At 62.0% G+C, this 23,956-nt stretch carries 25 protein-coding genes and 1 other RNA gene; 19 read left to right on the top strand and 7 right to left on the bottom strand.

From position 1 onward, the window contains the following. Positions 1-64 precede the first annotated feature (64 nt). Complete coding sequence (locus tag PPA02S_RS14445; protein WP_028635205.1) at positions 65-502, bottom strand: Z-ring associated ZapG family protein; 438 nt, start codon at positions 500-502, stop codon at positions 65-67. 135 nt (positions 503-637) lie between these two features. On the opposite strand from PPA02S_RS14445, the gene PPA02S_RS14440 reads away from it, so the two are divergent. The 3 genes from PPA02S_RS14440 to zapE all read left to right on the top strand — a co-directional run bounded on the left by PPA02S_RS14440 (position 638) and on the right by zapE (position 3,851). Next, the gene (locus PPA02S_RS14440) at positions 638-1,273 is read left to right on the top strand and encodes an alpha/beta hydrolase (RefSeq protein ID WP_028635204.1); all 636 of its coding nucleotides are present in this window, start codon (positions 638-640) and stop codon (positions 1,271-1,273) included. A gap of 25 nt (positions 1,274-1,298) precedes the next feature. After that, positions 1,299-2,648 (top strand): tryptophan--tRNA ligase, encoded by a 1,350-nt coding sequence (locus tag PPA02S_RS14435; protein ID WP_028635203.1) that lies wholly within the window; start codon positions 1,299-1,301, stop codon positions 2,646-2,648. 108 nt (positions 2,649-2,756) lie between these two features. Continuing rightward, positions 2,757-3,851, top strand: coding sequence for a cell division protein ZapE (gene zapE, locus PPA02S_RS14430; protein ID WP_028635202.1), 1,095 nt, complete (start codon positions 2,757-2,759; stop codon positions 3,849-3,851). A gap of 114 nt (positions 3,852-3,965) precedes the next feature. Here zapE and PPA02S_RS14425 read toward each other — a convergent pair whose 3' ends face one another. Further along, positions 3,966-4,886: a GlxA family transcriptional regulator gene (locus PPA02S_RS14425; RefSeq protein WP_174435890.1), complete on the bottom strand. Its 921-nt coding sequence runs from the start codon at positions 4,884-4,886 to the stop codon at positions 3,966-3,968. A 224-nt stretch (positions 4,887-5,110) separates the two neighbouring features. Beyond that, positions 5,111-6,151 carry an NADP(H)-dependent aldo-keto reductase gene (locus PPA02S_RS14420; RefSeq protein WP_028635200.1) on the bottom strand — a complete coding sequence of 347 codons (1,041 nt, stop codon included), beginning with the start codon at positions 6,149-6,151 and terminating at the stop codon, positions 5,111-5,113. A gap of 258 nt (positions 6,152-6,409) precedes the next feature. Between PPA02S_RS14420 and rplM the strand changes: the two genes are divergently transcribed. The 7 genes from rplM (at position 6,410) to PPA02S_RS14385 (ending at position 11,271) form a co-directional block, all read left to right on the top strand. Then, positions 6,410-6,838: a 50S ribosomal protein L13 gene (gene rplM, locus PPA02S_RS14415; RefSeq protein ID WP_008097538.1), complete on the top strand. Its 429-nt coding sequence runs from the start codon at positions 6,410-6,412 to the stop codon at positions 6,836-6,838. A 14-nt stretch (positions 6,839-6,852) separates the two neighbouring features. Beyond that, positions 6,853-7,245, top strand: a complete 393-nt coding sequence (gene rpsI / locus PPA02S_RS14410) for a 30S ribosomal protein S9 (protein WP_003251821.1) — start codon at positions 6,853-6,855, stop codon at positions 7,243-7,245. 262 nt (positions 7,246-7,507) lie between these two features. Further along, positions 7,508-8,101: a ubiquinol-cytochrome c reductase iron-sulfur subunit gene (gene petA, locus PPA02S_RS14405; RefSeq protein ID WP_028635199.1), complete on the top strand. Its 594-nt coding sequence runs from the start codon at positions 7,508-7,510 to the stop codon at positions 8,099-8,101. After that, positions 8,101-9,312 carry a cytochrome b gene (locus tag PPA02S_RS14400; RefSeq protein WP_028635198.1) on the top strand — a complete coding sequence of 404 codons (1,212 nt, stop codon included), beginning with the start codon at positions 8,101-8,103 and terminating at the stop codon, positions 9,310-9,312. The genes petA and PPA02S_RS14400 overlap by 1 nt, the downstream gene beginning before the upstream one ends. Continuing rightward, positions 9,312-10,091, top strand: coding sequence for a cytochrome c1 (locus PPA02S_RS14395; RefSeq protein WP_028635197.1), 780 nt, complete (start codon positions 9,312-9,314; stop codon positions 10,089-10,091). Before PPA02S_RS14400 ends, PPA02S_RS14395 begins: the two co-directional genes overlap by 1 nt. A 117-nt stretch (positions 10,092-10,208) precedes the next feature. Next, positions 10,209-10,832, top strand: coding sequence for a glutathione S-transferase N-terminal domain-containing protein (locus tag PPA02S_RS14390; RefSeq protein WP_028635196.1), 624 nt, complete (start codon positions 10,209-10,211; stop codon positions 10,830-10,832). Positions 10,833-10,842: 10 nt separating this feature from the next. Then, complete coding sequence (locus PPA02S_RS14385; RefSeq protein ID WP_028635195.1) at positions 10,843-11,271, top strand: ClpXP protease specificity-enhancing factor; 429 nt, start codon at positions 10,843-10,845, stop codon at positions 11,269-11,271. A gap of 72 nt (positions 11,272-11,343) precedes the next feature. Here PPA02S_RS14385 and PPA02S_RS14380 read toward each other — a convergent pair whose 3' ends face one another. From PPA02S_RS14380 to PPA02S_RS14365, 4 genes are all read right to left on the bottom strand, one after another. Continuing rightward, complete coding sequence (locus tag PPA02S_RS14380) at positions 11,344-11,922, bottom strand: BON domain-containing protein (protein ID WP_028635194.1); 579 nt, start codon at positions 11,920-11,922, stop codon at positions 11,344-11,346. Then, positions 11,919-12,512: a phosphoheptose isomerase gene (locus PPA02S_RS14375; protein ID WP_028635193.1), complete on the bottom strand. Its 594-nt coding sequence runs from the start codon at positions 12,510-12,512 to the stop codon at positions 11,919-11,921. Before PPA02S_RS14375 ends, PPA02S_RS14380 begins: the two co-directional genes overlap by 4 nt. Before the next feature lie 86 nt (positions 12,513-12,598). Then, positions 12,599-12,970 (bottom strand): YraN family protein, encoded by a 372-nt coding sequence (locus tag PPA02S_RS14370; protein ID WP_028635192.1) that lies wholly within the window; start codon positions 12,968-12,970, stop codon positions 12,599-12,601. Next, positions 12,970-14,787 carry a penicillin-binding protein activator gene (locus PPA02S_RS14365; RefSeq protein WP_028635191.1) on the bottom strand — a complete coding sequence of 606 codons (1,818 nt, stop codon included), beginning with the start codon at positions 14,785-14,787 and terminating at the stop codon, positions 12,970-12,972. The genes PPA02S_RS14370 and PPA02S_RS14365 overlap by 1 nt, the downstream gene beginning before the upstream one ends. A gap of 186 nt (positions 14,788-14,973) precedes the next feature. Between PPA02S_RS14365 and rsmI the strand changes: the two genes are divergently transcribed. The 9 genes from rsmI to mraY all read left to right on the top strand — a co-directional run bounded on the left by rsmI (position 14,974) and on the right by mraY (position 23,954). Beyond that, positions 14,974-15,849: a 16S rRNA (cytidine(1402)-2'-O)-methyltransferase gene (gene rsmI / locus PPA02S_RS14360; protein WP_028635190.1), complete on the top strand. Its 876-nt coding sequence runs from the start codon at positions 14,974-14,976 to the stop codon at positions 15,847-15,849. A 67-nt stretch (positions 15,850-15,916) separates the two neighbouring features. Then, positions 15,917-16,289, top strand: an RNA gene (gene rnpB, locus PPA02S_RS22395) — RNase P RNA component class A. A 307-nt stretch (positions 16,290-16,596) separates the two neighbouring features. Then, on the top strand, positions 16,597-17,052 hold the full coding sequence (gene mraZ / locus PPA02S_RS14355; RefSeq protein WP_004575120.1) for a division/cell wall cluster transcriptional repressor MraZ: 456 nt from the start codon (positions 16,597-16,599) through the stop codon (positions 17,050-17,052). Further along, complete coding sequence (gene rsmH / locus PPA02S_RS14350) at positions 17,049-17,996, top strand: 16S rRNA (cytosine(1402)-N(4))-methyltransferase RsmH (RefSeq protein ID WP_028635189.1); 948 nt, start codon at positions 17,049-17,051, stop codon at positions 17,994-17,996. The genes mraZ and rsmH overlap by 4 nt, the downstream gene beginning before the upstream one ends. Further along, positions 17,993-18,286, top strand: a complete 294-nt coding sequence (gene ftsL / locus PPA02S_RS14345; RefSeq protein ID WP_028635188.1) for a cell division protein FtsL — start codon at positions 17,993-17,995, stop codon at positions 18,284-18,286. The genes rsmH and ftsL overlap by 4 nt, the downstream gene beginning before the upstream one ends. After that, the gene (locus PPA02S_RS14340; protein ID WP_161629597.1) at positions 18,286-20,025 is read left to right on the top strand and encodes a peptidoglycan D,D-transpeptidase FtsI family protein; all 1,740 of its coding nucleotides are present in this window, start codon (positions 18,286-18,288) and stop codon (positions 20,023-20,025) included. The genes ftsL and PPA02S_RS14340 overlap by 1 nt, the downstream gene beginning before the upstream one ends. Next, on the top strand, positions 20,025-21,512 hold the full coding sequence (locus PPA02S_RS14335; RefSeq protein ID WP_028635186.1) for a UDP-N-acetylmuramoyl-L-alanyl-D-glutamate--2,6-diaminopimelate ligase: 1,488 nt from the start codon (positions 20,025-20,027) through the stop codon (positions 21,510-21,512). The genes PPA02S_RS14340 and PPA02S_RS14335 overlap by 1 nt, the downstream gene beginning before the upstream one ends. Beyond that, positions 21,505-22,872: a UDP-N-acetylmuramoyl-tripeptide--D-alanyl-D-alanine ligase gene (locus PPA02S_RS14330; protein ID WP_028635185.1), complete on the top strand. Its 1,368-nt coding sequence runs from the start codon at positions 21,505-21,507 to the stop codon at positions 22,870-22,872. Before PPA02S_RS14335 ends, PPA02S_RS14330 begins: the two co-directional genes overlap by 8 nt. Next, positions 22,872-23,954 (top strand): phospho-N-acetylmuramoyl-pentapeptide-transferase, encoded by a 1,083-nt coding sequence (gene mraY / locus PPA02S_RS14325; RefSeq protein ID WP_028635184.1) that lies wholly within the window; start codon positions 22,872-22,874, stop codon positions 23,952-23,954. The genes PPA02S_RS14330 and mraY overlap by 1 nt, the downstream gene beginning before the upstream one ends. Positions 23,955-23,956: the final 2 nt, after the last annotated feature.

Here is a 23,956-nt window from a genome sequence, read left to right as displayed (position 1 = left end):
TTCTTCAGCTCTTCCACGGGGCAAGAAAAAGGCCTCTTTCGAGGCCTTGATTCTTTTCAGTGACTCAATGCTTGAGCCCGTAGCTCTCGTCCAGCATGCCTGGCGAGTTCGGCGTCTTGGGCGCGTAGTCGCGGGGCACTTCGGCCGTGTCCTTCGGTGGGGTCAGGCGGTCACGGTGCCCGTGGGCGCCTTCTGAATGCAGTGCGGCCAGCAGGCGTTGGCGGGTCAGCTCGTCCAGGGCCAGGTGGTTGGCACCGTCGGCCAGGTGATCCTGCACATCCTGGTAGCTCTGGTTCAGCTTCTTCACCAGCACCGCCGTGCTGTTGAAATGGGTAACTACCTGGTTCTGGTAGCTGTCGAAACGCTGCTGGATGTCATCCAGCTGGCGCTGTGTGCTGCTGGGGGCGGCATTGGGCAACAGGCGGGCCACGACGAAACCTACGACCACGCCAATGACCAGGGCCAGGGTCGGCAACAACCAAACAAGGAGCGAGAGTTCCACGAGTCCTTCCTCTATAAACGGCTTTGCTTTACGTTAACGGCTCAGACCTGCGCTGTATACCGCGAGCGATCGCAAATCAGAACAGAATTCCTCACCTAGACGAATCGACCTCTCTCAAGGTCACGGAGTAGTGCCTTGCTTGTCCGAGAAACCGCCTTGTTCATCGACGGCCCCAGTGGCCCGCTCGAAGCCTTGTACCTGGACGTTGCCGATGCCCGTGGCGCGGTGCTGATCTGCCATCCCAACCCGGTCCAGGGCGGCACCATGCTCAACAAGGTGGTCTCGACGCTGCAACGCACCGCCCGCGATGCCGGCTATGTGACCCTGCGTTTCAACTACCGCGGTGTCGGGCAAAGCGCCGGCACCCATGACATGGGCGCTGGCGAGGTGGCCGATGCACAAGCCGCGGCCGCCTGGCTGCGGGCCACGCACCCTGCGCTGCCAGTGGTGTTGATGGGCTTCTCGTTCGGCGGCTTCGTGGCCACCAGCCTGGCCGGCCGCCTGGAAGCCGACGGCGTGACGTTGCAGCACCTGTTCATGATTGCCCCGGCGGTGATGCGCCTGACCGCAGCGTTCCCGCTGCCGGAGCAGTGCCCGATCACGGTGGTGCAGCCCGAAGCGGACGAAGTTGTGGAACCGCAGCTGGTTTACGATTGGTCCCACAACCTGTCGCGCCCCCATGAGCTGCTGAAAGTGGCAGAATGCGGACACTTCTTCCATGGCAAGCTGACCGATCTGAAGGATCTGCTGCTGCCACGCCTTTCGAACTGAGCCAAGCCTGAATAAGCGAACACCCATGACCACGCGCATCCTTACCGGTATCACCACCACCGGCACTCCGCACCTGGGCAACTATGCCGGTGCCATCCGCCCGGCGATTCGTGCCAGCCAGCAGCCCGGCGCCGACTCGTTCTATTTCCTGGCCGACTACCACGCGCTGATCAAGTGCGACGACCCGCTGCGCATCCAGCGCTCGCGCCTTGAAATCGCCGCCACCTGGCTGGCCGGTGGCCTGGACCCGAACACGGTGACCTTCTACCGCCAGTCCGACATCCCGGAAATCCCCGAGCTGACCTGGCTGCTGACCTGCGTTGCCGCCAAGGGCCTGCTCAACCGCGCCCATGCCTACAAGGCCTCGGTGGACAAGAACGTGGAAAACGGCGAAGACCCGGATGCCGGCGTTTCCATGGGCCTGTTCAGCTACCCGGTACTGATGGCGGCAGACATCCTGATGTTCAACGCCAACAAGGTGCCGGTGGGCCGTGACCAGATCCAGCACGTGGAAATGGCCCGCGATATCGGCCAGCGCTTCAACCACCTGTTCGGCCAGGGTCAGGACTTCTTCGCCCTGCCAGAGGCCGTGATCGAGGAAAGTGTTGCGACCCTGCCGGGCCTGGATGGGCGCAAGATGTCCAAGAGCTACGACAACACCATTCCGCTGTTCACCAGCGCCAAGGACATGAAGGATGCGATCTCGCGCATCGTCACCGACTCGCGCGCCCCTGGCGAGGCGAAAGACCCGGACAACGCGCACCTGTTCACCCTGTTCCAGGCGTTCTCCACGCCAGCGCAATGCACCGAGTTCCGCGCGGAGCTGGAGCAAGGCCTGGGCTGGGGTGAAGCAAAACAGCGCCTGTTCCAGTTGCTGGACGGCCAGTTGGCCGAAAAGCGCGAGTACTACCACCAGTTGATCGCTCGCCCGGCCGACCTGGAAGACATCCTGCTGGCGGGTGCTGCCAAGGCGCGCAAAATCGCCACCCCGTTCCTTGAGCAACTGCGTGAAGCGGTAGGCTTGCGCTCGTTCCGCAGCAGCGTACAGGCTGCCGCCGACGTGAAGAAAAAGGCCACCAAAAGTGCCCGCTTCGTCAGCTTCCGTGACGAAGACGGCAGCTTCCGCTTCCGCCTGTTGGCCGCCGATGGCGAGCAACTGCTGCTGTCGCGCAGTTTTGCCGACGGCAAGAGCGCAGGGGCCGTAAGCAAACAGCTGCAGCAGGGTGGCGAGGCCGATGTTCGCGCCGAGGGCCTGGGCTTTGGCCTGTGGTTGAACGGCGAGCACGTTGCCGACGGGCCGCAGTGCAGCAGCGTCGAGGCCCGTGATGCGGCCATCGAAAGCCTGCGTGCAGCCCTGCAGCCGCAACAAGGTTGAATGTAGGAAATGCATTCAGGCTGAGGCATTTCGCCGCAAGTCTGATTGCCATTAAGCGGGCCGGTCGCTACAGTGACGGCCCGTTTTTTGTTGCCTCGCTAACGAATCATGACTCCCTTAGAACGCTATCAAGCAGATCTGAAACGTCCCGACTTCTTCCATGACGCGGCGCAGGAAAATGCGGTGCGTCACCTGCAGCGCCTGTACGACGATCTGGTGCATGCACAGAACAGCAAGCCGGGCATGTTCGGCAAACTGTTTGGCAAAAAGGAGCAGACCCCGGTCAAGGGCCTGTACTTCTGGGGTGGGGTAGGGCGAGGCAAGACCTACCTGGTCGATACCTTCTACGAGGCGCTGCCGTTCAAGCAGAAGATGCGCACGCACTTCCACCGCTTCATGAAGCGGGTGCACGAGGAAATGAAAACCCTCAAGGGCGAGAAGAACCCGCTGACCATTATTGCCAAGCGCTTCAGCGAAGAGGCCAAGGTCATCTGCTTCGACGAATTCTTCGTGTCGGATATCACCGATGCCATGATCCTTGGCACCTTGATGGAAGAACTGTTCAAGAACGGTGTATCGCTGGTGGCCACGTCCAACATCGTGCCGGACGGCCTCTACAAGGATGGTCTGCAACGTGCGCGCTTCCTGCCGGCCATTGCCATGATCAAGCAGTACACCGACGTGGTGAACGTCGATAGCGGGGTCGATTACCGTCTGCGCCACCTGGAGCAGGCCGAACTGTTCCATCACCCGCTCGATGAAGCCGCTCAGCAGAGCATGCGCGCCAGCTTCAAGGCGCTGACGCCTGAGTGCACCCAGGCGGTGGAAAACGATGTGCTGATGATCGAGAACCGCCCGATCCACGCGCTGCGCACCTGCGACGACGTGGCCTGGTTCGACTTCCGCGCGTTGTGCGACGGGCCGCGCAGCCAGAACGACTATATCGAACTGGGTAAGATCTTCCATGCCGTGTTGCTGAGCAATGTGGAGCAGATGGGCGTCGCCACCGACGACATCGCCCGCCGCTTCATCAACATGGTGGACGAGTTCTACGACCGCAACGTCAAGCTGATCATCTCAGCCGAGGTGGAGCTCAAAGACCTGTACACCGGCGGCCGCCTGAGCTTCGAGTTCCAGCGCACGCTAAGCCGGCTGCTGGAAATGCAGTCCCACGAGTTCCTGTCCCGCCCCCACAAGCCCTAGCGGGCAGCTGCAAGCTATAAGCGGCAAGCGGCAAGCTAAAGCCAGTGCGGTGTACGCGCTGCTGTGGCTTTTTCTTGCAGCTTGCAGCTTATAGCTTGCCGCTGCAGGCGGCTCTTAGGCCTCCTGCATGAATTGCTGGCGATACTGGTTGGGTGACAGTTCGGTGTGCTGGCGGAACAGCCGCGCGAAGAAACTGGCATCGTCGTAGCCGACCTCGTAACTGATGGTCTTGATGCTCTTGCGGGTGCTGGACAACAACCCCTTGGCTGTCTCGATCCGCAGGCGTTGCAGGTAATGCAGCGGCTTGTCGCCTGTGGCGCCCTGGAAGCGGCGCATGAAATTGCGGATGCTCATGCCGTGGTTGCGGGCCACGTCCTCGAAGCGGAACTTGTCTGCGAAATGCTCTTCGAGCCAGTGCTGGATCTGCAGGATGATCAGGTCCTGGTGCAGCTTCTGGCCACCAAAGCCCATGCGCCCCGGCGAGTAGTTGCGCTGCACCTCGTAAAGGATGTCGCGGGATACCGCACGTGCCACGTTGGCCCCGCAGAAACGCTCGATCAGGTAGATGTACAGGTCGCACGCCGATGTAGCGCCGCCCGCACAATACAGGTTGTCGGCATCGGTCAGGTGCTTGTCCTGGTTCAGGCGGATCTTCGGAAAGCGTTCGGCGAAGCTGGCGAAGAATCGCCAGTAGGTGGTGGCCTCCTTGCCATCCAGCAGGCCGGACTCGGCCAGCCAGAACACCCCGCTTGCCTCTGCGCACAGCACCGCACCGCGGGCATGTTGTGCCCGTAGCCAGGGCAATACCTGGGGGTAGCGTTGCAGCAGGTTGTCGAAATCGTCCCAGAAGGCCGGCAGGATGATCACATCCGCATCTTCCAGCCCACCGTCCACGGGCAATTGCACATTGCTGAAACTTTCCACGGGCAGGCCGTCAGGGCTCACCAAGTGAATCTCGAACATGGGCTGCAAGCCCAGGCCCAGCTGCTTGCTGTAACGCAGGCTGGCGAGGTGGAAGAAGTCCTTGGCCTGCATCAAGGTAGAAGCGAACACCTTGTCAATGGCCAGGATGCTGACGCGCCGCAGCGACGCGGGGGGTTGGGTAAACATCATTGTCATTGTTCTTATAGGGGGGAGTGGTCAATCACTGGCTGGATCGTCTTATTTTTTTCGGCCAGCGGCAAGGGGGGGCAGCGGCAAGCGGCAAGCAGCAAGCAGCTAGCGGTGAGCTGCTTGCTGCAACAGAAGGCGGCTGCGGCTCAAGGTGCCGGGTTGGGTTGGTCCTGGTGGATGGCCTCGATTGCGGCCAAGAGTTCGTCGCTCAGGGTCAGTGACAGGCTGGCCAGGTTGCTGTCCAGCTGCTCCAGGCTGGTGGCACCGATGATGTTGCTGGTCACGAAGGGTTGGCGGGTGACGAAGGCCAGGGCCATCTGTGCCGGGTCCAGGCCGTGCTCGCGGGCCAGTTGCACGTAACGGCTGCAGGCATGGGTGGTCTGCGGGTTGGAGTAGCGGGCGAAGCGGCTGAACAGGGTCAGGCGCGCGTTTTGCGGCCGGGCACCGTTCTCGTACTTGCCCGACAGCATGCCGAAGGCCAGGGGCGAGTAGGCCAGCAGGCCGCACTGTTCACGGATCGCGACCTCGGCCAGGCCCACCTCGAAGCTGCGGTTGAGCAGGTTGTAGGGGTTCTGGATCGAAACGGCGCGTGGCCAGCCCCGGCTCTCGGCCAACTGCAGGAACTTCATGGTGCCCCACGGCGTTTCGTTGGACAGGCCGATGTGGCGGATCTTGCCCGCGCGCACCTGCTCGTCCAGCACCTCGAGGGTTTCTTCCAGCGGCGTGAAGTGGTCCTGGGGCAGGTGCTGGTAGCCCAGCTTGCCGAAGAAGTTGGTGCTGCGCTCGGGCCAGTGCAGTTGGTACAGGTCGATGCGGTCTGTTTGCAGGCGCTTGAGGCTTTCGTCCAGGGCCGCGACGATGTGCTGGCGGTTATGCCTGAGCTGGCCATCGCGGATGTGGCTGATGCCATTGCCGGGGCCCGCCACCTTGCTGGCCAGCACCCAGTCGTCACGGTCACCCTGGCTGGCAAACCAGTTGCCGATGACGCGCTCGGTGGCCGCGTAGGTCTCGGGGCGTGGCGGCACCGGGTACATTTCGGCGGTGTCGATGAAGTTGATGCCGGCGGCCTTGGCGCGGCCAATCTGGGCAAAGGCCTCGGCCTGATCGTTCTGTTCGCCCCAGGTCATGGTGCCCAGGCACAGGGCGCTGACGTTGAGGTCGGTACGGCCGAGCTGGCGGTATTCCATCGGTTGCATACTCCTTCAGAAAGTTTGTTCATCAAAGCAGGTTGAAATTTTTCGCGCAATCTGGATAATTCAGCGCCTCTCCGTGTGGCGGAAGTGATGCACCACCACGCAGGAAGAACCCCGTCGAACATTGGCGTGCCTGACCCGAGCCCCCAAAAGCGTCAGCGTTCGGCTGCGCGCTTGCCCTTGGCAAGCCGTGCACTATCCAGTAAGATTCGCCGTCTATTTTTCGCTGGGCGGCCTCTGAGGCTTTAGAGAATGAAAACTTTTACTGCTAAACCGGAAACAGTAAAGCGCGAGTGGTTCGTAGTCGACGCCGCTGGCCAGACCCTGGGTCGTCTGGCTACCGAAATCGCTAGCCGTCTGCGTGGCAAACACAAGCCAGAATACACTCCTCACGTTGACACCGGCGACTACATCGTCGTCATCAACGCCGAGCAGATTCGTGTAACGGGTGCCAAGTCTTCCGACAAAATGTACTACTCCCACTCCGGTTTCCCGGGCGGCATCAAGGAAATCAACTTCGAGAAGTTGATCGCCAAGGCCCCTGAGCGTGTTATCGAAACCGCGGTCAAAGGCATGCTGCCTAAGAACCCGCTGGGTCGCGACATGTACCGTAAGCTGAAAGTGTACGCGGGTGCAGCTCACCCACACACTGCTCAGCAGCCTCAAGAACTGAAGATCTAACGGGATAGTTCATTATGTCGGCGACTCAAAATTACGGCACTGGCCGTCGCAAGACCGCAACCGCTCGCGTATTCCTGCGTCCGGGTACTGGTAACATCTCCATCAACAACCGTTCTCTGGACGTGTTCTTCGGTCGTGAAACCGCTCGCATGGTTGTTCGTCAGCCACTCGAGCTGACCGAAAGCGTCGAGAAGTTCGACATCTACGTCACCGTTTCCGGTGGTGGTGTCAGCGGTCAGGCCGGTGCGATCCGTCACGGTATCACCCGCGCCCTGATGGAATACGACGAAACTCTGCGTGGCGCTCTGCGTCGTGCTGGCTACGTCACCCGCGACGCTCGTGAAGTCGAGCGTAAGAAAGTGGGTCTGCGTAAAGCGCGTAAGCGTCCTCAGTACTCCAAGCGTTAATACCGCTTCGGCAGTCGAAAAAAGCCCGGTTCCTTGGAACCGGGCTTTTTTTTTCGCCTGAACTAACCTGTCAGCATGTCGGTGACCGCTTGTCGCATAGACGCAGATCAAGCAAAGCGTGGGTTGTCCCCCTGCACTGGGGTAATCACCTTGTCAGTGTGTGGATTTGTTTCTTACCATGGCGGCCAATTTTTAGCGCACTGACACAACCTAAGTACGAGCCTGGTTCAACAGGCCAAGCAAGCTGATGGGAGAGGACTGAATGAGCAATGACGGCGTCAACGCAGGCCGGCGCCGCTTCCTCGTAGCCGCGACATCCGTGGTCGGGGCAGCGGGAGCAGTGGGGGCTGCGGTACCGTTCGTGGGGTCATGGTTCCCCAGCGCCAAGGCGAAAGCCGCAGGTGCACCGGTAAAGGTAAATATCGCCAAGGTTGAGCCAGGGCAGCAAATGGTCGCCGAATGGCGAGGCCAGCCAGTATTCATCGTGCGGCGAACGGATGAGATCCTCGGCAACCTGAAAAAAATCACCGGCGAGTTGTCCGACCCGGATTCCAAAGCCTCGGTGCAGCCGACCTACGTCGACCCGCAAGTGCGCTCCATCAAGCCTGAAATTCTCATCCTGGTAGGGCTGTGTACGCATCTGGGCTGCTCCCCCACCTTCCGTCCCGAAGTTGCACCCGCCGATCTGGGCCCCAAGTGGGTCGGTGGCTACTTCTGCCCCTGCCACGGTTCCCACTACGACCTGGCCGGGCGTGTTTACAAATCGCAGCCTGCCCCTCTTAACCTGCCAGTGCCACCGCACTCCTATGAGTCGGATGAGATCGTCGTCATTGGCGTCGACCAGGAGAATGCATGATGAGCAAATTCATGGACTGGGTCGACGCACGCTTCCCCGCCACCAAGATGTGGGAAGAACACCTCAGCAAGTACTACGCGCCCAAGAACTTCAACTTCCTGTACTTCTTCGGTTCCCTGGCGCTGCTGGTGCTGGTCAACCAGATCGTGACCGGTGTGTGGCTGACCATGAGCTTTACACCGTCGGCCGAGGAGGCGTTTGCCTCGGTCGAGTACATCATGCGCGATGTGGAATACGGCTGGATTCTGCGTTACCTGCACTCCACCGGGGCGTCGGCGTTCTTCATCGTGGTGTACCTGCACATGTTCCGCGGCCTGCTCTACGGCTCTTACCAGAAGCCCAGAGAGCTGGTCTGGCTGTTCGGCATGCTGATCTACCTGGCGCTGATGGCGGAGGCCTTCATGGGCTACCTGCTGCCCTGGGGCCAGATGTCGTACTGGGGCGCACAGGTGATCATCTCGCTGTTTGGCGCCATTCCGGTGATCGGCGATGACCTCACCCAGTGGATTCGTGGCGACTACCTGATTTCGGGTATCACCTTGAACCGGTTCTTCGCCCTGCATGTGGTGGCGTTGCCGATCGTCATCCTGGGCCTGGTGGTGCTGCACATCCTGGCGCTGCACGAGGTGGGCTCGAACAACCCCGATGGCGTCGACATCAAGAAGCACAAGGACGAAAACGGTATTCCGCTGGATGGCATTCCGTTCCACCCTTACTACACGGTGAAAGACATCGTAGGCGTAGTGGTGTTCTTGTTCGTGTTCTGCTCCGTGGTGTTCTTCTTCCCGGAAATGGGCGGTTACTTCCTGGAAAAACCCAACTTCGAGCAAGCCAACGCCTTCAAGACGCCCGAACACATTGCCCCTGTCTGGTACTTCACACCGTTCTACGCCATTCTGCGCGCGGTGCCTGACAAGCTGATGGGCGTGATCGCCATGGGTGCCGCCATCGCCGTGCTGTTCGTACTGCCCTGGCTCGACCGCAGCCCGGTGCGCTCCATGCGCTACAAGGGCTGGATCAGCAAGCTCTTCCTGCTGGTGTTCTGTGTTGCCTTCGTGATCCTGGGTGTCCTGGGCGTACTGGCACCGACCCCGGGGCGTACCTTGTTGTCGCAGGTGTGCACGGTGTTGTACTTCGCCTACTTCCTGCTGATGCCGTTCTACACAAGGCTCGAGAAGACCAAACCGGTTCCGGAAAGGGTGACTGGCTGATGAAAAAGTTGATTGCAGTATTTTTGCTGGCCGTGATGCCTGCCATTGGATCCGCCGCTGAACACGGGGTAGAGCTGGACAAGGTCGATATCGACCTGGCTGACAAGGCCGCCATGCAGGACGGTGCACGCACCTTCGCCAACTATTGCATGGGTTGCCACAGTGCCAAGTTCCAGCGTTATGAGCGGGTGGCCGACGACCTGGGCATCCCACACGAGGTGATGCTCGACAACTTAGTGTTCACCGGTGCCAAGATTGGTGACCACATGCAGATTGGCATGAAGCCCGCTGATGCCAAGACCTGGTTCGGTGCGGCACCACCCGACCTGACCCTGGTGGCGCGCGTGCGTGGTACCGACTGGCTGTACAGCTACCTGCGGGCCTTCTACGAGGACCCGTCGCGCCCTTACGGAGTGAACAACAAGGTGTTCCCCAACGTCGGCATGCCCAACGTGTTGGTCGGCCTGCAGGGCAATCAGGTCATCGGTTGCAAGCAGGTGCAGACGGTGGTGGATGGGAAGAAACAATTTGACCCATTGACCGGCAGCCCTTTGACCCATGAGGCCTGCGACCAGCTGACCATCACGCCGAATTCCGGTACCCTGACGACCGAGCAGTTCGACGAGAAGGTCAAGAACCTGGTGACCTTCCTGGCCTATTCGGCCAACCCGGTCAAACTGGAAAGCCAGCGCATCGGTACCTACGTGTTGCTGTACCTGGCTTTCTTCTTCGTATTCGCCTACTTGCTCAAGCGTGAATACTGGAAGGACGTGCACTGATCACGCAGTAGTTTCTGGTTGTTGAACGCGCCCGCGGCCCCCTGGCAATACTGCCAGGGGGCCGCGGGCGCGTTTTCATTTATAGTTTTACAAGCATCCCCTGCGAGGAGGCGCTACATGGGCGTAACCAACAGGTTAGCCTGCTATTCCGATCCTGCTGACCACTACTCTCACCGCGTGCGCCTTGTGCTGGCCGAGAAAGGTGTCAGCGTGCAGGTCATCGATGTCGACCCCAGCCGGGTGCCGCCCAAGCTGGCCGAGGTCAACCCGTATGGCAGCGTGCCAACCTTGGTCGACCGTGACCTGGTGTTGTATGAGTCGACCGTGGTAATGGAGTACCTGGAGGAGCGTTACCCGCACCCGCCGCTGATGCCGGTGTACCCGGTTGCACGTGGCAACAGCCGTTTGCTGATGCACCGCATCCAGCGCGACTGGTGCAGCCTGGCTGACCAGGTACTGGGCCCTCGCAGCAGCGAGCCAGCCCGGGCCAATGCGCGCAAGGCGCTGCGCGAGAGCCTGACCGGGGTGTCGCCGTTGTTCGGTGAGTTCGCCTGCTTCATGAGCGAGGAGCAAAGCCTGGTCGATTGCTGTCTATTGCCCATACTCTGGCGCTTGCCGATCATGGGTATCGAATTGCCGCGGCAAGCCAAGCCGCTGCTGGATTACATGGAGCGTCAGTTTGCCCGGGAGCCGTTCCTGGCCAGCCTATCCTCCGTTGAACGTGAAATGCGCAAGCTTTAAGGAGCTGTTGATGAACTCCAGTCGCCCCTATCTGGTTCGAGCACTGTACGAGTGGATCGTCGACAACGATTGCACGCCCCATATGCTGGTCAACGCCGAGTACCCGAAGGTGCAGGTGCCGGATGGCTTTGCCACCGATGGCCAGATTGTCCTGAACATTTCCCCAAGCGCGGTGCGCAGTTTGCACATGGACAACGACGCGGTCAGCTTCGAGGGCCGCTTTGGCGGCGTGCCTCATTCGCTGTTCGTGCCTATTGCTGCAGTGCTGGGTATCTACGCACGCGAGAATGGCCAGGGCATGGTCTTCGAGTTGGAGTCGCCTCTGGAGGAGGAAGCGCTTGAAGACGACGCTGTGCAACCGGATGACGATGGGCCGCCAGAAGGTGGCGGTCAGCCTCCGCGCCCCAGTGGCCGGCCCAGCTTGAAAGTGGTCAAGTAATAAAAAAGGCGATCCGTAAGGATCGCCTTTTTTTCACGGTGTCTGGCACAGGCGCCAAGAAACCCAGCCTAATCAGTCGATATATTCGAACAGCTTGACGATTTTCTGCACGCCCGACACGCCCTGCACCACGGCGGTAGCCGAATTGGCCTCCTGTTGGGTTACCAGGCCCAGCAGGTACACGATGCCATTTTCGGTAATCACCTTGATGCGCGAGCTTGGCACGCCGGAGTCTGCCAGCATCTGGGTCTTGATCTTGGTGGTCAGCCAGGCGTCGTTATTGCGCGCCAGGATGGAAGAGGGCTGCATCACTTGCAGCTCGTTATGCACCTTCTTCACCCGCTGGACCTGGCTGGCGGTCTGTTCCGCCAGGGCCTTGAGGTCGGCCCGTGGGGTTTGGCCAGCCAGCAGGACGATACCGTTGTAGCTGCTGACAACGATGTGCGAGCCCTTGTCCAGGTCTGGGCTGGCCTTGGCGATGTTGACCGATGCCTTGGTCTCGATCAGCGAATCATCGATCTTGCTACCGATGGTGCGGGTACCGCGATCATCCTCGATCGGCGAATTACGGGTTGAGTTGAGCACCGAACTGCAACCGGTGACACTCAGGCACAGGGTCAGGGCCAAAAGGCCGACGCGCATAGGGGTCATTCTTCACTCCCGAACAGTTGGCTGTCGATCAGATCGCACAGGCAGTGGATCGCCAGCAGGTGGACTTCCTGGATGCGAGCGGTGACCGTCGAGGGTACACGGATCTCGACGTCTTCGGGCAGCAGCAGCGAGGCCATGCCTCCGCCGTCGCGGCCCGTCAGTGCTACGACAATCATTTCGCGATCGTGTGCGGCCTGGATGGCCTGGATCACGTTGGCAGAATTGCCGCTGGTGGAGATCGCCAGCAACACATCCCCGGGCTGCCCCAGGGCGCGAATCTGCTTGGAAAAGACCTCGTTGTAACTGTAGTCATTGGCAATCGAGGTGAGGGTGGAGCTGTCAGTGGTCAGGGCGATGGCCGGCAGGCTGGGGCGCTCGCGCTCGAAGCGGTTGAGCAGCTCCGAAGAGAAATGCTGCGCGTCGCCGGCCGAGCCGCCATTGCCGCACGCGAGCATCTTGCCCTCGTTCAGCAGTGCGTTGACCATGACCAGGCTGGCGTGCTCGATATGCGGTGCCAGGATGTCCATTGCCTGTTGCTTGGTGTCGATGCTGGCCTGGAACAGCCGGCGAATTCGGGATTGCATGTCCATCTGGTGACCTTAAGTGGGGCGGTGGCCGGCGCGGCGCGCAACGGTGACCAGCCCGCGAAACATAGAGCAAAAAAAATGAAGTGGGTTCAGCATTCGAAGGCGTTTTTCAGCCATTGAAGCGGCCTGCCAGCATGCTGGCTGCCTTGCAGGGCGACCACATCGAAGCGGCAGGGGTGGTCGCCCCAAAGGGGTTGCTGGTGCAGGAACACACGGGCGGCAAGCACCACTCTGTTCTGCTTACGCCGATCAATGCTGCCGAGGGCGCCACCAAAGCCCGCATGCAAGCGGTAGCGGACTTCGACGAATACTACTGTATCGGCGTCGAGCATGACCAGATCAAGCTCGCCGCCTTTGCATCGCCAGTTGCGAGCCAGCAGTTGCAGGCCCTGCCCTTGAAGGTGTTCAAGGGCCTGGGTTTCTGCAGCCTGCCCGGCGCGTGTGGGCGACGCCGTTGCCATCAGCGAGCAGTGTCGGGCAGGCGCTTGACCTGGCCGCCGGCAAACTCGGCCCACGGCAGCTGACGCTCGACACGCTGGCTGGCATTCATGCTCAGGCTACCCGACAGCCCCTGGATGCGGTTGTCTGGCAGTGCCTTGAGTTGGCCCAGGCGCGGCGCCAGGCTATAGGCATCCACCCCCATGGCATACAGGCGGCCAAGGCTGCCAGCAGCTTGTGGCCATTGCTGCACCACCTGCTGACGCAGGCTGTTGCTCGTATCCAGCAGCCACGGGGTTTCGCAGAAGCGGATGCCGTTCATGTCGTTGTACTGGTTCACGTCACCGCTGGCGCTGTAGAGGTTCGAGGTGGCGTACACCGGTACATCGCCCGCGTACTGGAAGTTGAGTGTGGGCTTGATCTGCTGGGCCTGTTGCGGCGTGGAGGCCAGGAAGATGAAGTCGATGTCCTGGCGGCGCGAGGGCTGCGCGGCGATGTTGCCACCCACGGTGCTCTGCAGGCTCTTGGCCCGGCCTTCGCTTTGGCGCAGCTGGAACAGGTCGGCAATCTGCTGGGCAAGGGCTACCGGTTGCGCAATGCGCTCTGCGGCAAGCAGGGTGCCGCCGTTGGCTTCCCAGTCCTTGCGGAAGGCGGCGAGTACGCGATCACCCCATTCGCCACTGGGCACCAGTGCCACGGCGCGCACCATGCCGTCGGCGCGTGCCCGGCGTGACACTTCGCGCGCTTCGTCTTCGGCCGCCAGACCAAACTGGAAGAGCTGTGGCGGTGCGGTCTGGCCGGCGTCTGCGTAGTTGAGTGCCAGGGTGGTGACAGGCAGCTGCGGCTTGGCCGCCAACTGCTTGACCAGGGGTTTTTCCAGCGGGCCGATCACCAACTGCACGCCATCGGCCTGGGCCTGGCGGTAGAAGTCGTCCAGCGAGCCGATGCGCGAGCTGTCCACTACCTGCACGGCTGGGGTTGGCTGGCCGGATTGCTGGGCTTGCAAGTGGGCGGCCATGAAGCCATCGCGAAGCGCGCGTGCTACACCGGCCAGCGGGCCTTCTTGAGGCAGCAGCAAGGCGATCTTGGTGAGTGGCTGGCTGGCCAGTGCCTTGAGCTTGGTCAGGGCCGATGGCAGCTGTTGGGCGGCGGGGTGGTCCGGGTGCTGTTTCACCCAGGCGTCGATGGCTGCCTGCTGTTGCTCCAGGGTGCCGGCGCTTTTCACCGCCAGCGCAAGGCTGGCCCAACCGTTGAGCACCGGATCGGTGCCAGGCTGTTGCAGTTGCTCGGCCGGCAGTGCGGCGACCAGCGCCCAGATGGCGTCGTTGTTGGCGCTGGCAGCGGCGCCGCTGAGCAGCGGTGCCAACAGCACACGCTGCTGTGCGGCAGGCAGTGCCTGGCCGTCGGCTTCGAGGGCGGCAGCGTGCACACTGTAGGTGCGGACCTGCTGCTCGGCCGGCAGCTCAGCGGTGTGCTGCAGGCTGGGGTGAGCCAGAGCTGCGAGGGCCGCCTTGGGTTGGTTGCGGCTCATCGCCAGTTCCGCCCCCAGGGTGCTGGCGAACACTTGCTGTGCCGGCTTGAGCGTATCTACGGGGACTTGTTCGAGGATGCGTGCGGCGCGTGGGAAGTCTTTTTGCTTGTAAGCCAGGTCTGCTGCGCTCAGGCGCAGCAGGGCAGCGTCCTCGGCAGATTTGCTGGAAGCGGCCTTCTCGAGCAATTGCTCGATGCTGGCGTCCGGGGTACGTGGCAGCTCGCCGAGGCTGGATGAGGGCGAGCTGGCGCAGGCTGCAAGCAGAGCAGCAAGACAGAGGGCTGTGAGCAGCCGCAGGCAAGCGATCATGTAATAGTCCTGTTACTCGATCAAGTTGGCCGGCAATTGTACCCAAGCACTGGCCGGGGCGCGATGTCGCCGTGTTGATCCTTCACTATAGGTGGCCTTGCGCAGACCGAAAGCGAACTTCTTTGCGCCCTGTTGCGGGTGCTCGGGCTACAATGGCGCCTTTGATCCAGATGACAGGTGCGTGCAGTGACTGATGTGGCAGGGGCTTCCAAAACCGCAATAGGGACGCTTTACGTCGTGGCCACCCCTATCGGCAACCTTGACGACATGAGCGCCAGGGCGCTGAAGGTGCTGGCGGACGTGGCCCTGATTGCAGCCGAAGACACGCGTCACTCCATCCGCCTGTTGCAGCATTTTGGTATAGAAACACCATTGGCCGCGTGCCATGAACACAACGAGCGTGATGAAGGGGGGCGCTTCCTCACCCGTCTGCTGGCAGGGGATGACGTGGCGCTGGTGTCCGATGCCGGCACGCCGCTGATATCCGACCCGGGTTACCACCTGGTGCGTCAGGCGCGCCAGGCCGGGGTCAGGGTGGTGCCGGTGCCAGGCGCCTGCGCGTTGATCGCCGCGCTATCGGCCGCGGGCCTGCCATCGGACCGCTTCATTTTCGAGGGTTTTCTGCCCGCCAAGGCGGCAGGCCGCCGCGCCCGCCTTGAGCAGCTCAAAGAGGAGCCGCGCACGCTGATCTTCTATGAGGCCCCGCATCGCATTCTGGAATGCCTGGAAGACATGGAGTCGGTATTGGGCGGTGAACGCCCTGCGGTTCTGGCCCGTGAACTGACCAAGACCTTCGAAACCCTGAAGGGGGTACCCCTGGCGGAACTGCATGCCTTCGTGGCGGGTGACAGCAACCAGCAGCGTGGCGAGTGCGTGGTGTTGGTGGGCGGCTGGTCGGCGCCGGAAGGTGAGCAGGCCATCAGTACCGAAGCGCAACGAGTGCTGGACCTGTTGCTGGCTGAGTTACCGCTCAAGCGGGCAGCAGCACTGGCTGCTGACATAACCGGCGTGCGCAAGAACCTGCTGTATCAACTGGCCCTGGAAAAACAGAAGGCTAAATAGTGGCAATTTGATATATGTGCCGGTATCGCTTGTTCTTGAAGGCGACTACCGTTACTCTTTGCGGCGGAGAGTCGATCGGACAGTCGCTGCCTGTTTAAGTTCCGCAGTTCTGCTGCGCAACTGCAGGGGGAGGAAAGTCCGGGCTCCGCAGGGCAGAGTGCCAGGTAACGCCTGGGAGGCGCGAGCCTACGGAAAGTGCCACAGAAAATAACCGCCTAAGCGCTTCGGCGCCGGTAAGGGTGAAAAGGTGCGGTAAGAGCGCACCGCACGTCTGGCAACAGTTCGTGGCTAGGTAAACCCCACTCGGAGCAAGACCAAATAGGGTTCCATCAGGCGTGGCCCGCGTCGGAACCGGGTAGGTTGCTAGAGGCGTCCAGTGATGGCCGTCGTAGAGGAATGACTGTCCTCGACAAAACCCGGCTTACAGATCGACTCTCCACCTTTTCTCCCTGCTTGAATCGATAGCAGATCCCCTCTGGTAATGCCGAAAAAATCTTACTCTTCATAAATTACTTTAAGTTCCAGCGCCAGGCGCCTGGGTGGGTTTGATTTTTCTCGTCTTTTTATATCCCCGGTATTCCTTCCCCCTTCTTTTATTGCGCTAAATCTCGGTCCTGTAAGGCTTTTCCTTCCGAACGTGCCTTGACGGTGCTGCGGGCGGATTCCTATAGTGTGCGCAAGTGGCAGAAAGTGGGATGAAGTGGGTTTTCTGGCACAAAAACGCTACCATTGTGGGGAATCGCAGCCGTGTTCCGCGGAGCCAACGCCGTCAGCCTCGATGCAAAGGGCCGTCTCGCCATGCCGAGCCGGTACCGTGACGAGCTCGATTCGCGCTGCAATGGCCAGCTCATCGTGACCATTGACGCTGTTGACCCCTGCTTGTGTGTCTATCCGCTCGACGAGTGGGAACAAATAGAAGCCAAGTTGCGTGCCTTGCCGTCGCTTCGTGAAGAAAACCGCCGCCTGCAGCGTTTGCTGATCGGCAATGCGGTTGACCTGGAGCTCGATGGCAGTGGCCGTTTCCTGGTGCCACCCCGCCTGCGGGAGTACGCCAAGCTGGACAAGAAGGCGATGCTGGTGGGGCAACTGAACAAATTCCAGCTGTGGGATGAAGATGCCTGGAACGCGGTTTCGGCAGCCGACCTTGCAGCTATTCAACAACCGGGCGCCATGCCCGACGAACTGCGTGACCTGATCCTGTGACCATAGATAGCGGCTTCAACCACATCACCGTCCTGCTCGACGAAGCGGTCGAGGCATTGGCCTTGCGCGCCGACGGTTGCTATCTGGACGGTACCTTCGGCCGTGGCGGCCACAGTCGATTGATCCTGAGCCGGCTCGGGCCGCAGGGGCGGCTGCTGGGGTTCGACAAAGATCCACAGGCGATTGCCACGGGGCAAGCGCTGGCGGCCGAAGACGGCCGCTTTGTCATTGTGCAGCGCAGCTTTGCCGAATTGGGTGCGGAGGTTGCCGAGCGCGGGTTGCACGGCAAGGTCAGTGGTGTGCTGCTGGACCTGGGCGTGTCGTCGCCGCAACTGGACGACCCGGAGCGCGGTTTCAGCTTCCTCAATGATGGCCCCCTGGACATGCGCATGAACCCGGCCCAGGGCATCAGCGCCGCCGAGTTCATCGCCACCGCACCTGCAGAAGAAATTGCCCGCGTGTTCAAGGAATACGGTGAAGAGCGCTTTGCCGGCCGCATGGCACGTGCTGTGGTCGAGCGCCGTGAAGCCCAGCCGTTCACCCGCACTGCCGACCTGGCAGAAGTGCTCAAGGTGGCCAACCCGGCCTGGGAGAAGGGCAAGAACCCGGCGACCCGCGCTTTCCAGGGCCTGCGCATCCACGTCAACAATGAGCTTGGCGACCTGGAGGCCGGGCTGGAAGCCGCGCTTGACGCCCTGGAAGTCGGCGGCCGCCTGGCTGTCATCAGCTTCCACTCGCTGGAAGACCGCATCGTCAAGCTGTTCATGCGCAAGCTGGTCAAGGGCGAGGCCGACAACCTGCCGCGTAACCTGCCCGTGCAGCACAAGGTGTTCGAGCCCAAGATCAAGCTTATCGGCAAGGCCCAGTTCGCCTCTGAGGCCGAGCTCAAGGCCAACCCACGGTCGCGCAGTGCGGTAATGCGTGTGGCGGAGAGACTGCGGTGAGCAAGCTGTTCGCCAAGCCCCTGCCAGGCGGAAGCTTCCTGATGCTCCTGCTGTTCGTCGGCGTGCTGATTTCGGCCATCGCTGTATCGTACAGCGCGCACTGGAACCGCCAGTTGCTCAATACCCTCTACGGCGAGCTGAATGACCGCGACAAGGCCCAGGCCGAGTGGGGCCGGCTTATCCTCGAACAGAGCACCTGGACCGCTTCCAGCCGCATCGAGAACCTGGCGTCCGAGCAATTGAAGATGCGCGTGCCTGCCGCTGACGAAGTGCGAATGGTGACGCCATGATGAAGCTCGAAGGCGCACTGTACCCATGGCGGTTTCGCGTGGTCATCGGCCTGCTGGCGCTGATGGTGGGCGCCATCTGCTGGCGCATCGTCGATCTGCAGGTGGTCGACCGTGACTTCCTCAAGGGCCAGGGCGATGCCCGCAGCCTGCGTCATATTCCCATCCCGGCACACCGCGGCCTGATCACCGACCGCAATGGTGAGCCTCTGGCCGTGAGTACGCCGGTCACCACTTTGTGGGCCAACCCTAAGGAAATGCAGGCCTCGCGCGACCGCTGGCCGCAACTGGCTGCTGCCTTGGGGCAGAACGCCCAGCAGTTGACCGAGCGCCTGACCCAGCAGGCCAGCAAAGAATTCATCTACCTGGTACGTGGCCTGACCCCGGAGCAGGGCCAGCATGTGCTGGACCTGAAGGTGCCGGGTGTGTACGGGCTGGAAGAATTCCGTCGCTTCTACCCGGCCGGCGATGTGACCGCGCACATGGTTGGCTTCACCGACCTGGACGACCATGGCCGCGAAGGGGTCGAACTGGCCTACGACGAGTGGCTGGCGGGCGTGCCGGGCAAGCGACAAGTGATCAAGGATCGGCGTGGCCGGCTGATCAAGGACATTCAGGTTACCAAGAACGCCAAGGCCGGGAAGACCTTGGCGTTGTCGATAGACCTGCGCCTGCAATACCTGGCCACCCGTGAGCTGCGCAACGCCATCGCCGAACAGGACGCCAAGGCGGGCAGCCTGGTGATCATGGACGTCAAGACTGGCGAAGTGCTGGCCATGGTCAACCAGCCCACCTACAACCCCAACAACCGTCGCAGCATGTTCCCGGCAGCCATGCGCAACAGGGCGATCATCGACGTGTTCGAGCCGGGTTCCACGGTCAAGCCGATCTCCATGAGCGCCGCCTTGCAGAGCGGCCGCTGGAAGCCCACCGACAAGGTCGAGGTCTACCCTGGCAGCCTGCAGATCGGCCGTTACACCATCAAGGACGTGTCCAAGAGCGAGGGCCCGATCCTCGACCTGACCGGTATCCTGATCAACTCCAGTAACGTGGGCATGAGCAAGATCGCCTTCGACATTGGCGGCGAAGCCATTTACCGGGTGATGTCCCAGGTGGGCCTGGGCCAGTACACAGGCCTGGGGTTCCCGGGTGAACGGGTGGGTAACCTGCCTAACCACCGGGAATGGCGCAAGGCCGAAACGGCCACCTTGTCCTATGGCTATGGCGTATCGGTGACTGCCCTGCAACTGGTGCATGCCTACGCGGCGCTGGCCAACGACGGCAAGATGGTGCCGCTGTCGATCCTCAAGGTCGACAAGGCGCCTGAAGCCGTGCAGGCCATCCCCAAGGAAACCGCTGAAACCGTGCAGGGCATGTTGCAACAGGTGATTGAAGCACCGCGCGGCGTGTTCCGTGCCCAGGTGCCGTTCTATCACGTGGCGGGCAAGTCGGGTACGGCGCGTAAGGCCACGGTGGGCTCCAAGGGCTACACCGAGAACGCCTACCGTTCGTTGTTCGCAGGCTTCGGCCCCATGAGCGACCCACGCTACGCCATCGTCGTGGTGATCGACGAACCAGGCAAGGGCGGCTACTTCGGTGGCCTGGTGTCGGCACCGGTCTTCAGCAAGGTCATGTCCGGCACCCTGCGGCTGATGAACGTACCGCCAGACAACCTGCCCCCACCGGCACCGGCCGAGCAATCGCAAGTCAATGCAGCCGCCGCCAAGGGAGGGCGTGGATAATGACGATGCCACTGAGCAAACTGTTTGCCCACGCCAGCCGTGACCCGCTGATTCGCGAGTTGACCCTGGACAGCCGCCAGGTGCGCCCTGGCGACCTGTTCCTGGCCGTACCGGGTGCCAAGATCGATGGGCGCGGTCACATTGCCGATGCCCTTGCCCGTGGCGCCGCGGCTGTGGCCTACGAAGAGCAGGGCGCCAACGTGTTGCCCCTGACCGACGTACCGCTGATTCCGGTAAAAGGCCTGGTCGCCCAGTTGTCGGACATTGCTGGCCGCTTCTATGGCGACCCCGGCCGCCAGCTGAACCTGCTGGGCGTGACCGGTACCAATGGTAAGACCAGCGTTACCCAACTGGTTGCCCAGGCACTGGATGCGTTGGGCCAGCGTTGCGGCCTGATCGGCACGCTGGGTACCGGCTTCTATGGCGAGCTGCAGAGCGGGCGGCTGACCACACCCGATCCCATCGCCGTGCAGGCCACCCTCTACGACCTCAAGAAGCAGGGCGCCAAGGCCGTCGCCATGGAAGTCTCTTCCCATGCCCTGGAGCAGGGGCGTGTGGCTGCGCTCGACTTCGACATTGCGGTGATGACCAACCTGTCCCGCGATCACCTGGATTACCACGGCAGCATGCAGGCCTATGAAGCGGCCAAGGCCAAGCTGTTCGCCTGGCCCAGCTTGCGCTGCCAAGTGGTCAACCTGGATGACACGTTCGGCCAGCGCCTGGCAGACGCCTATGCCAGGCGCCCTGTCGGTGATCATATCGAGACCCGGCTGATCAGTTATAGCCTGGAAAACCCGGACGCCACGCTGTTCTGCCGCGAGGCTGTGTTCACCGATGAGGGCGTGTGCGCCACCCTGGTCACGGCGCAGGGCGAACGCACGCTGCGCAGCCAGCTGCTGGGCCGTTTCAACCTGAGCAACATGCTGGCCGCCGTCGCCAGCCTGCTGGCGCTGGACTACGCGCTGGACGAAATCCTCAAGATCACCCCGCAACTGCAAGGGCCGGTAGGCCGCATGCAGCGCCTGGGGGGCGGTAGCAAACCGCTGGTGGTGGTGGACTATGCACACACACCCGATGCCCTGGACAAAGTACTGGAAGCACTGCGCCCGCATGCGCACGGCCAGCTGCTGTGCCTGTTTGGCTGCGGCGGCGATCGCGACCGCGGCAAGCGCCCGCTGATGGCCGAAGTCGCCGAGCGCCTGGCCGACCGGGTGCTGGTCACCGATGACAACCCGCGCAGCGAAGACCCACAGCGCATCTTCGATGACATCCGCCCGGGGTTTTCCGCGCCAGATGCGGTGGCCTTCGTCTCTGGCCGCGGCGCAGCCATTGCCCAACTGATCGCCGGTGCTGCCGCCGACGATGTGATCGTGCTGGCCGGCAAGGGGCACGAGGATTACCAGGAGATCAATGGCGAACGTCACGCCTTCTCCGATTTGATCGAAGCCGACAAGGCACTCGCAGCCTGGGAGGCACCACATGCTTGAGCCCATGACCCTCAGCCAGCTGACGGGCGCACTTGGCGGTCGCCTGAGCGGTGCCGACGCGCGCTTCGATGGCGTGAGCATCGACAGCCGCAGCGTGGGTGCCGGGCAGCTGTTCGTTGCCTTGGCCGGCCCGCGTTTCGATGGCCATGACTACCTGGCCGATGTGCAGGCCAAGGGCGCAGTTGCGGCATTGGTCGAGCACGAAGTGGCAGGCGTCGACCTGCCGCAACTGGTGGTCGCCGACTGCCGTGTGGCCCTGGGCCAGCTTGGCGCGCTGAACCGTGCCCGGTTCCACAACCCGGTGGTGGCCATTACCGGCTCCAGTGGCAAGACCACGGTGAAGGAAATGCTCGCCAGCATCCTGCGCACCCGCGGCCTGGTGCATGCCACCCGTGGCAACCTGAACAACGACCTGGGTGCGCCGCTGACCCTGCTTGAAATCGCGCCCGAGCACAGCGCGGCAGTGATCGAGCTGGGCGCCTCGCGCATTGGCGAAATCCGCTACACCGTCGGCCTGACCAAACCGCAGGTGGTCATCATCAACAACGCCGGTACCGCCCATGTAGGCGAGTTCGGCGGCCCGGAAAAGATCGTCGAGGCCAAGGGCGAGATCCTGGAAGGCCTGGGTGAAGGTGGCATTGCCATCCTCAATTTGGCCGACAAGGCGTTCGATATCTGGCGCAAACGCGCCGGTAGCCATCGCGTCATCAGCTTCGCCCTGGATAACCCCGGGGCCGACTTCCATGCCAGTCACCTTGGCCGGGATGTACGTGGCTGCCCGGCCTTCACCCTGCATGGCGCTGGCGGTGAAGTCACCGTGCAACTGAACCTGCTGGGCGTGCACAACGTCAGCAACGCACTGGCTGCCGCTGCCGCTGCCCACGCCGTGGGCGTGAGCCTGAGCGGCATCGCCGCGGGCCTGGCTGCCGTGCAGCCGGTCAAGGGCCGTACCGTGGCGCAGATCGCGTCGGGTGGGGCCTGTGTTATCGACGACAGCTACAACGCAAATCCCACCTCCATGTGCGCGGCCATTGATATACTCGCCGCCTTTTCCGGGCGTACCGTCCTGGTGCTTGGAGATATCGGCGAACTGGGGCAGTGGGCAGAGGAAGGCCACCGTCAGGTGGGTGACTATGCCCGCGGCAAAGTCGATGCCCTTTACGCGGTGGGTGCCAACATGGCCCACGCGGTACAGGCATTCGGCGCACATGGCCGCCATTTCGCGACGCAAGCTGAGCTCATCGACGCTGTCAGTGCCGAGAACGTCAGCGACACCACCATATTGATAAAAGGCTCGCGCAGCGCTGCGATGGAAAACGTCGTGGCTGCACTGTGCGGTGCCAGCGGGGAGAAACATTAATGCTGCTGCTGTTGGCCGAGTATCTGCAACAGTTCCACAAGGGCTTCGCGGTCTTCCAGTACCTGTCCCTGCGCGGGATTCTGGGTGTACTGACCGCGTTGTCGATGGCGCTGTGGCTGGGGCCGTGGATGATCCGTACCCTGCAAATCCGTCAGATCGGCCAGGCCGTGCGCAACGACGGGCCGCAATCGCACCTCTCCAAGTCCGGCACCCCGACCATGGGCGGTGCGCTGATCCTTTCCGCCATCGCCGTCAGCACGCTGCTGTGGGCTGACCTTACCAACCGTTACGTGTGGGTGGTGCTGATCGTCACCCTGGCTTTCGGTGCCATCGGCTGGGTGGACGACTACCGCAAGGTCATCGAGAAAAACTCCCGTGGGCTGCCCAGCCGCTGGAAATACTTCTGGCAGTCGGTGTTCGGCCTGGCTGCAGCGGTATTCCTGTACAAGACCGCGCCAACCAGTGTCGAAACCACGCTGATACTGCCGTTCATCAAGGACGTCACCATCCCGCTGGGCATCGGCTTCGTGGTGCTGACCTATTTCGTCATCGTCGGCTCCAGCAACGCCGTCAACCTCACCGACGGCCTCGATGGCCTGGCGATCATGCCGACGGTGATGGTGGGTGGGGCGCTGGGCATCTTCTGCTACCTGTCGGGCAACGTGAAGTTCGCCGAATACCTGCTGATCCCGTACGTGCCGGGCTCGGGCGAGTTGATCGTGTTCTGCGGTGCGCTGATCGGTGCCGGCCTGGGCTTCCTGTGGTTCAACACTTACCCGGCGCAGGTATTCATGGGCGACGTGGGCGCGCTCGCGCTGGGCGCGGCACTGGGCACCATTGCCGTCATCGTCCGCCAGGAAATCGTGCTGTTCATCATGGGCGGCGTGTTCGTGATGGAAACCCTGTCGGTGGTGATCCAGGTGGCGTCGTTCAAGCTCACCGGCAAGCGCGTGTTCCGCATGGCGCCGATACACCACCACTTTGAACTCAAGGGCTGGCCGGAGCCACGGGTGATTGTCCGCTTCTGGATCATCACCGTGATTCTGGTGCTGGTTGGCCTTGCAACCCTGAAACTGAGGTAGAC

Source organism: Pseudomonas parafulva NBRC 16636 = DSM 17004 (assembly GCF_000730645.1).
GTDB classification, from domain to species: Bacteria; Pseudomonadota; Gammaproteobacteria; order Pseudomonadales; family Pseudomonadaceae; genus Aquipseudomonas; species Aquipseudomonas parafulva.
Note: the sequence above shows the minus strand (reverse complement) of the source record. Positions and strands in the feature narration are given on the sequence as shown.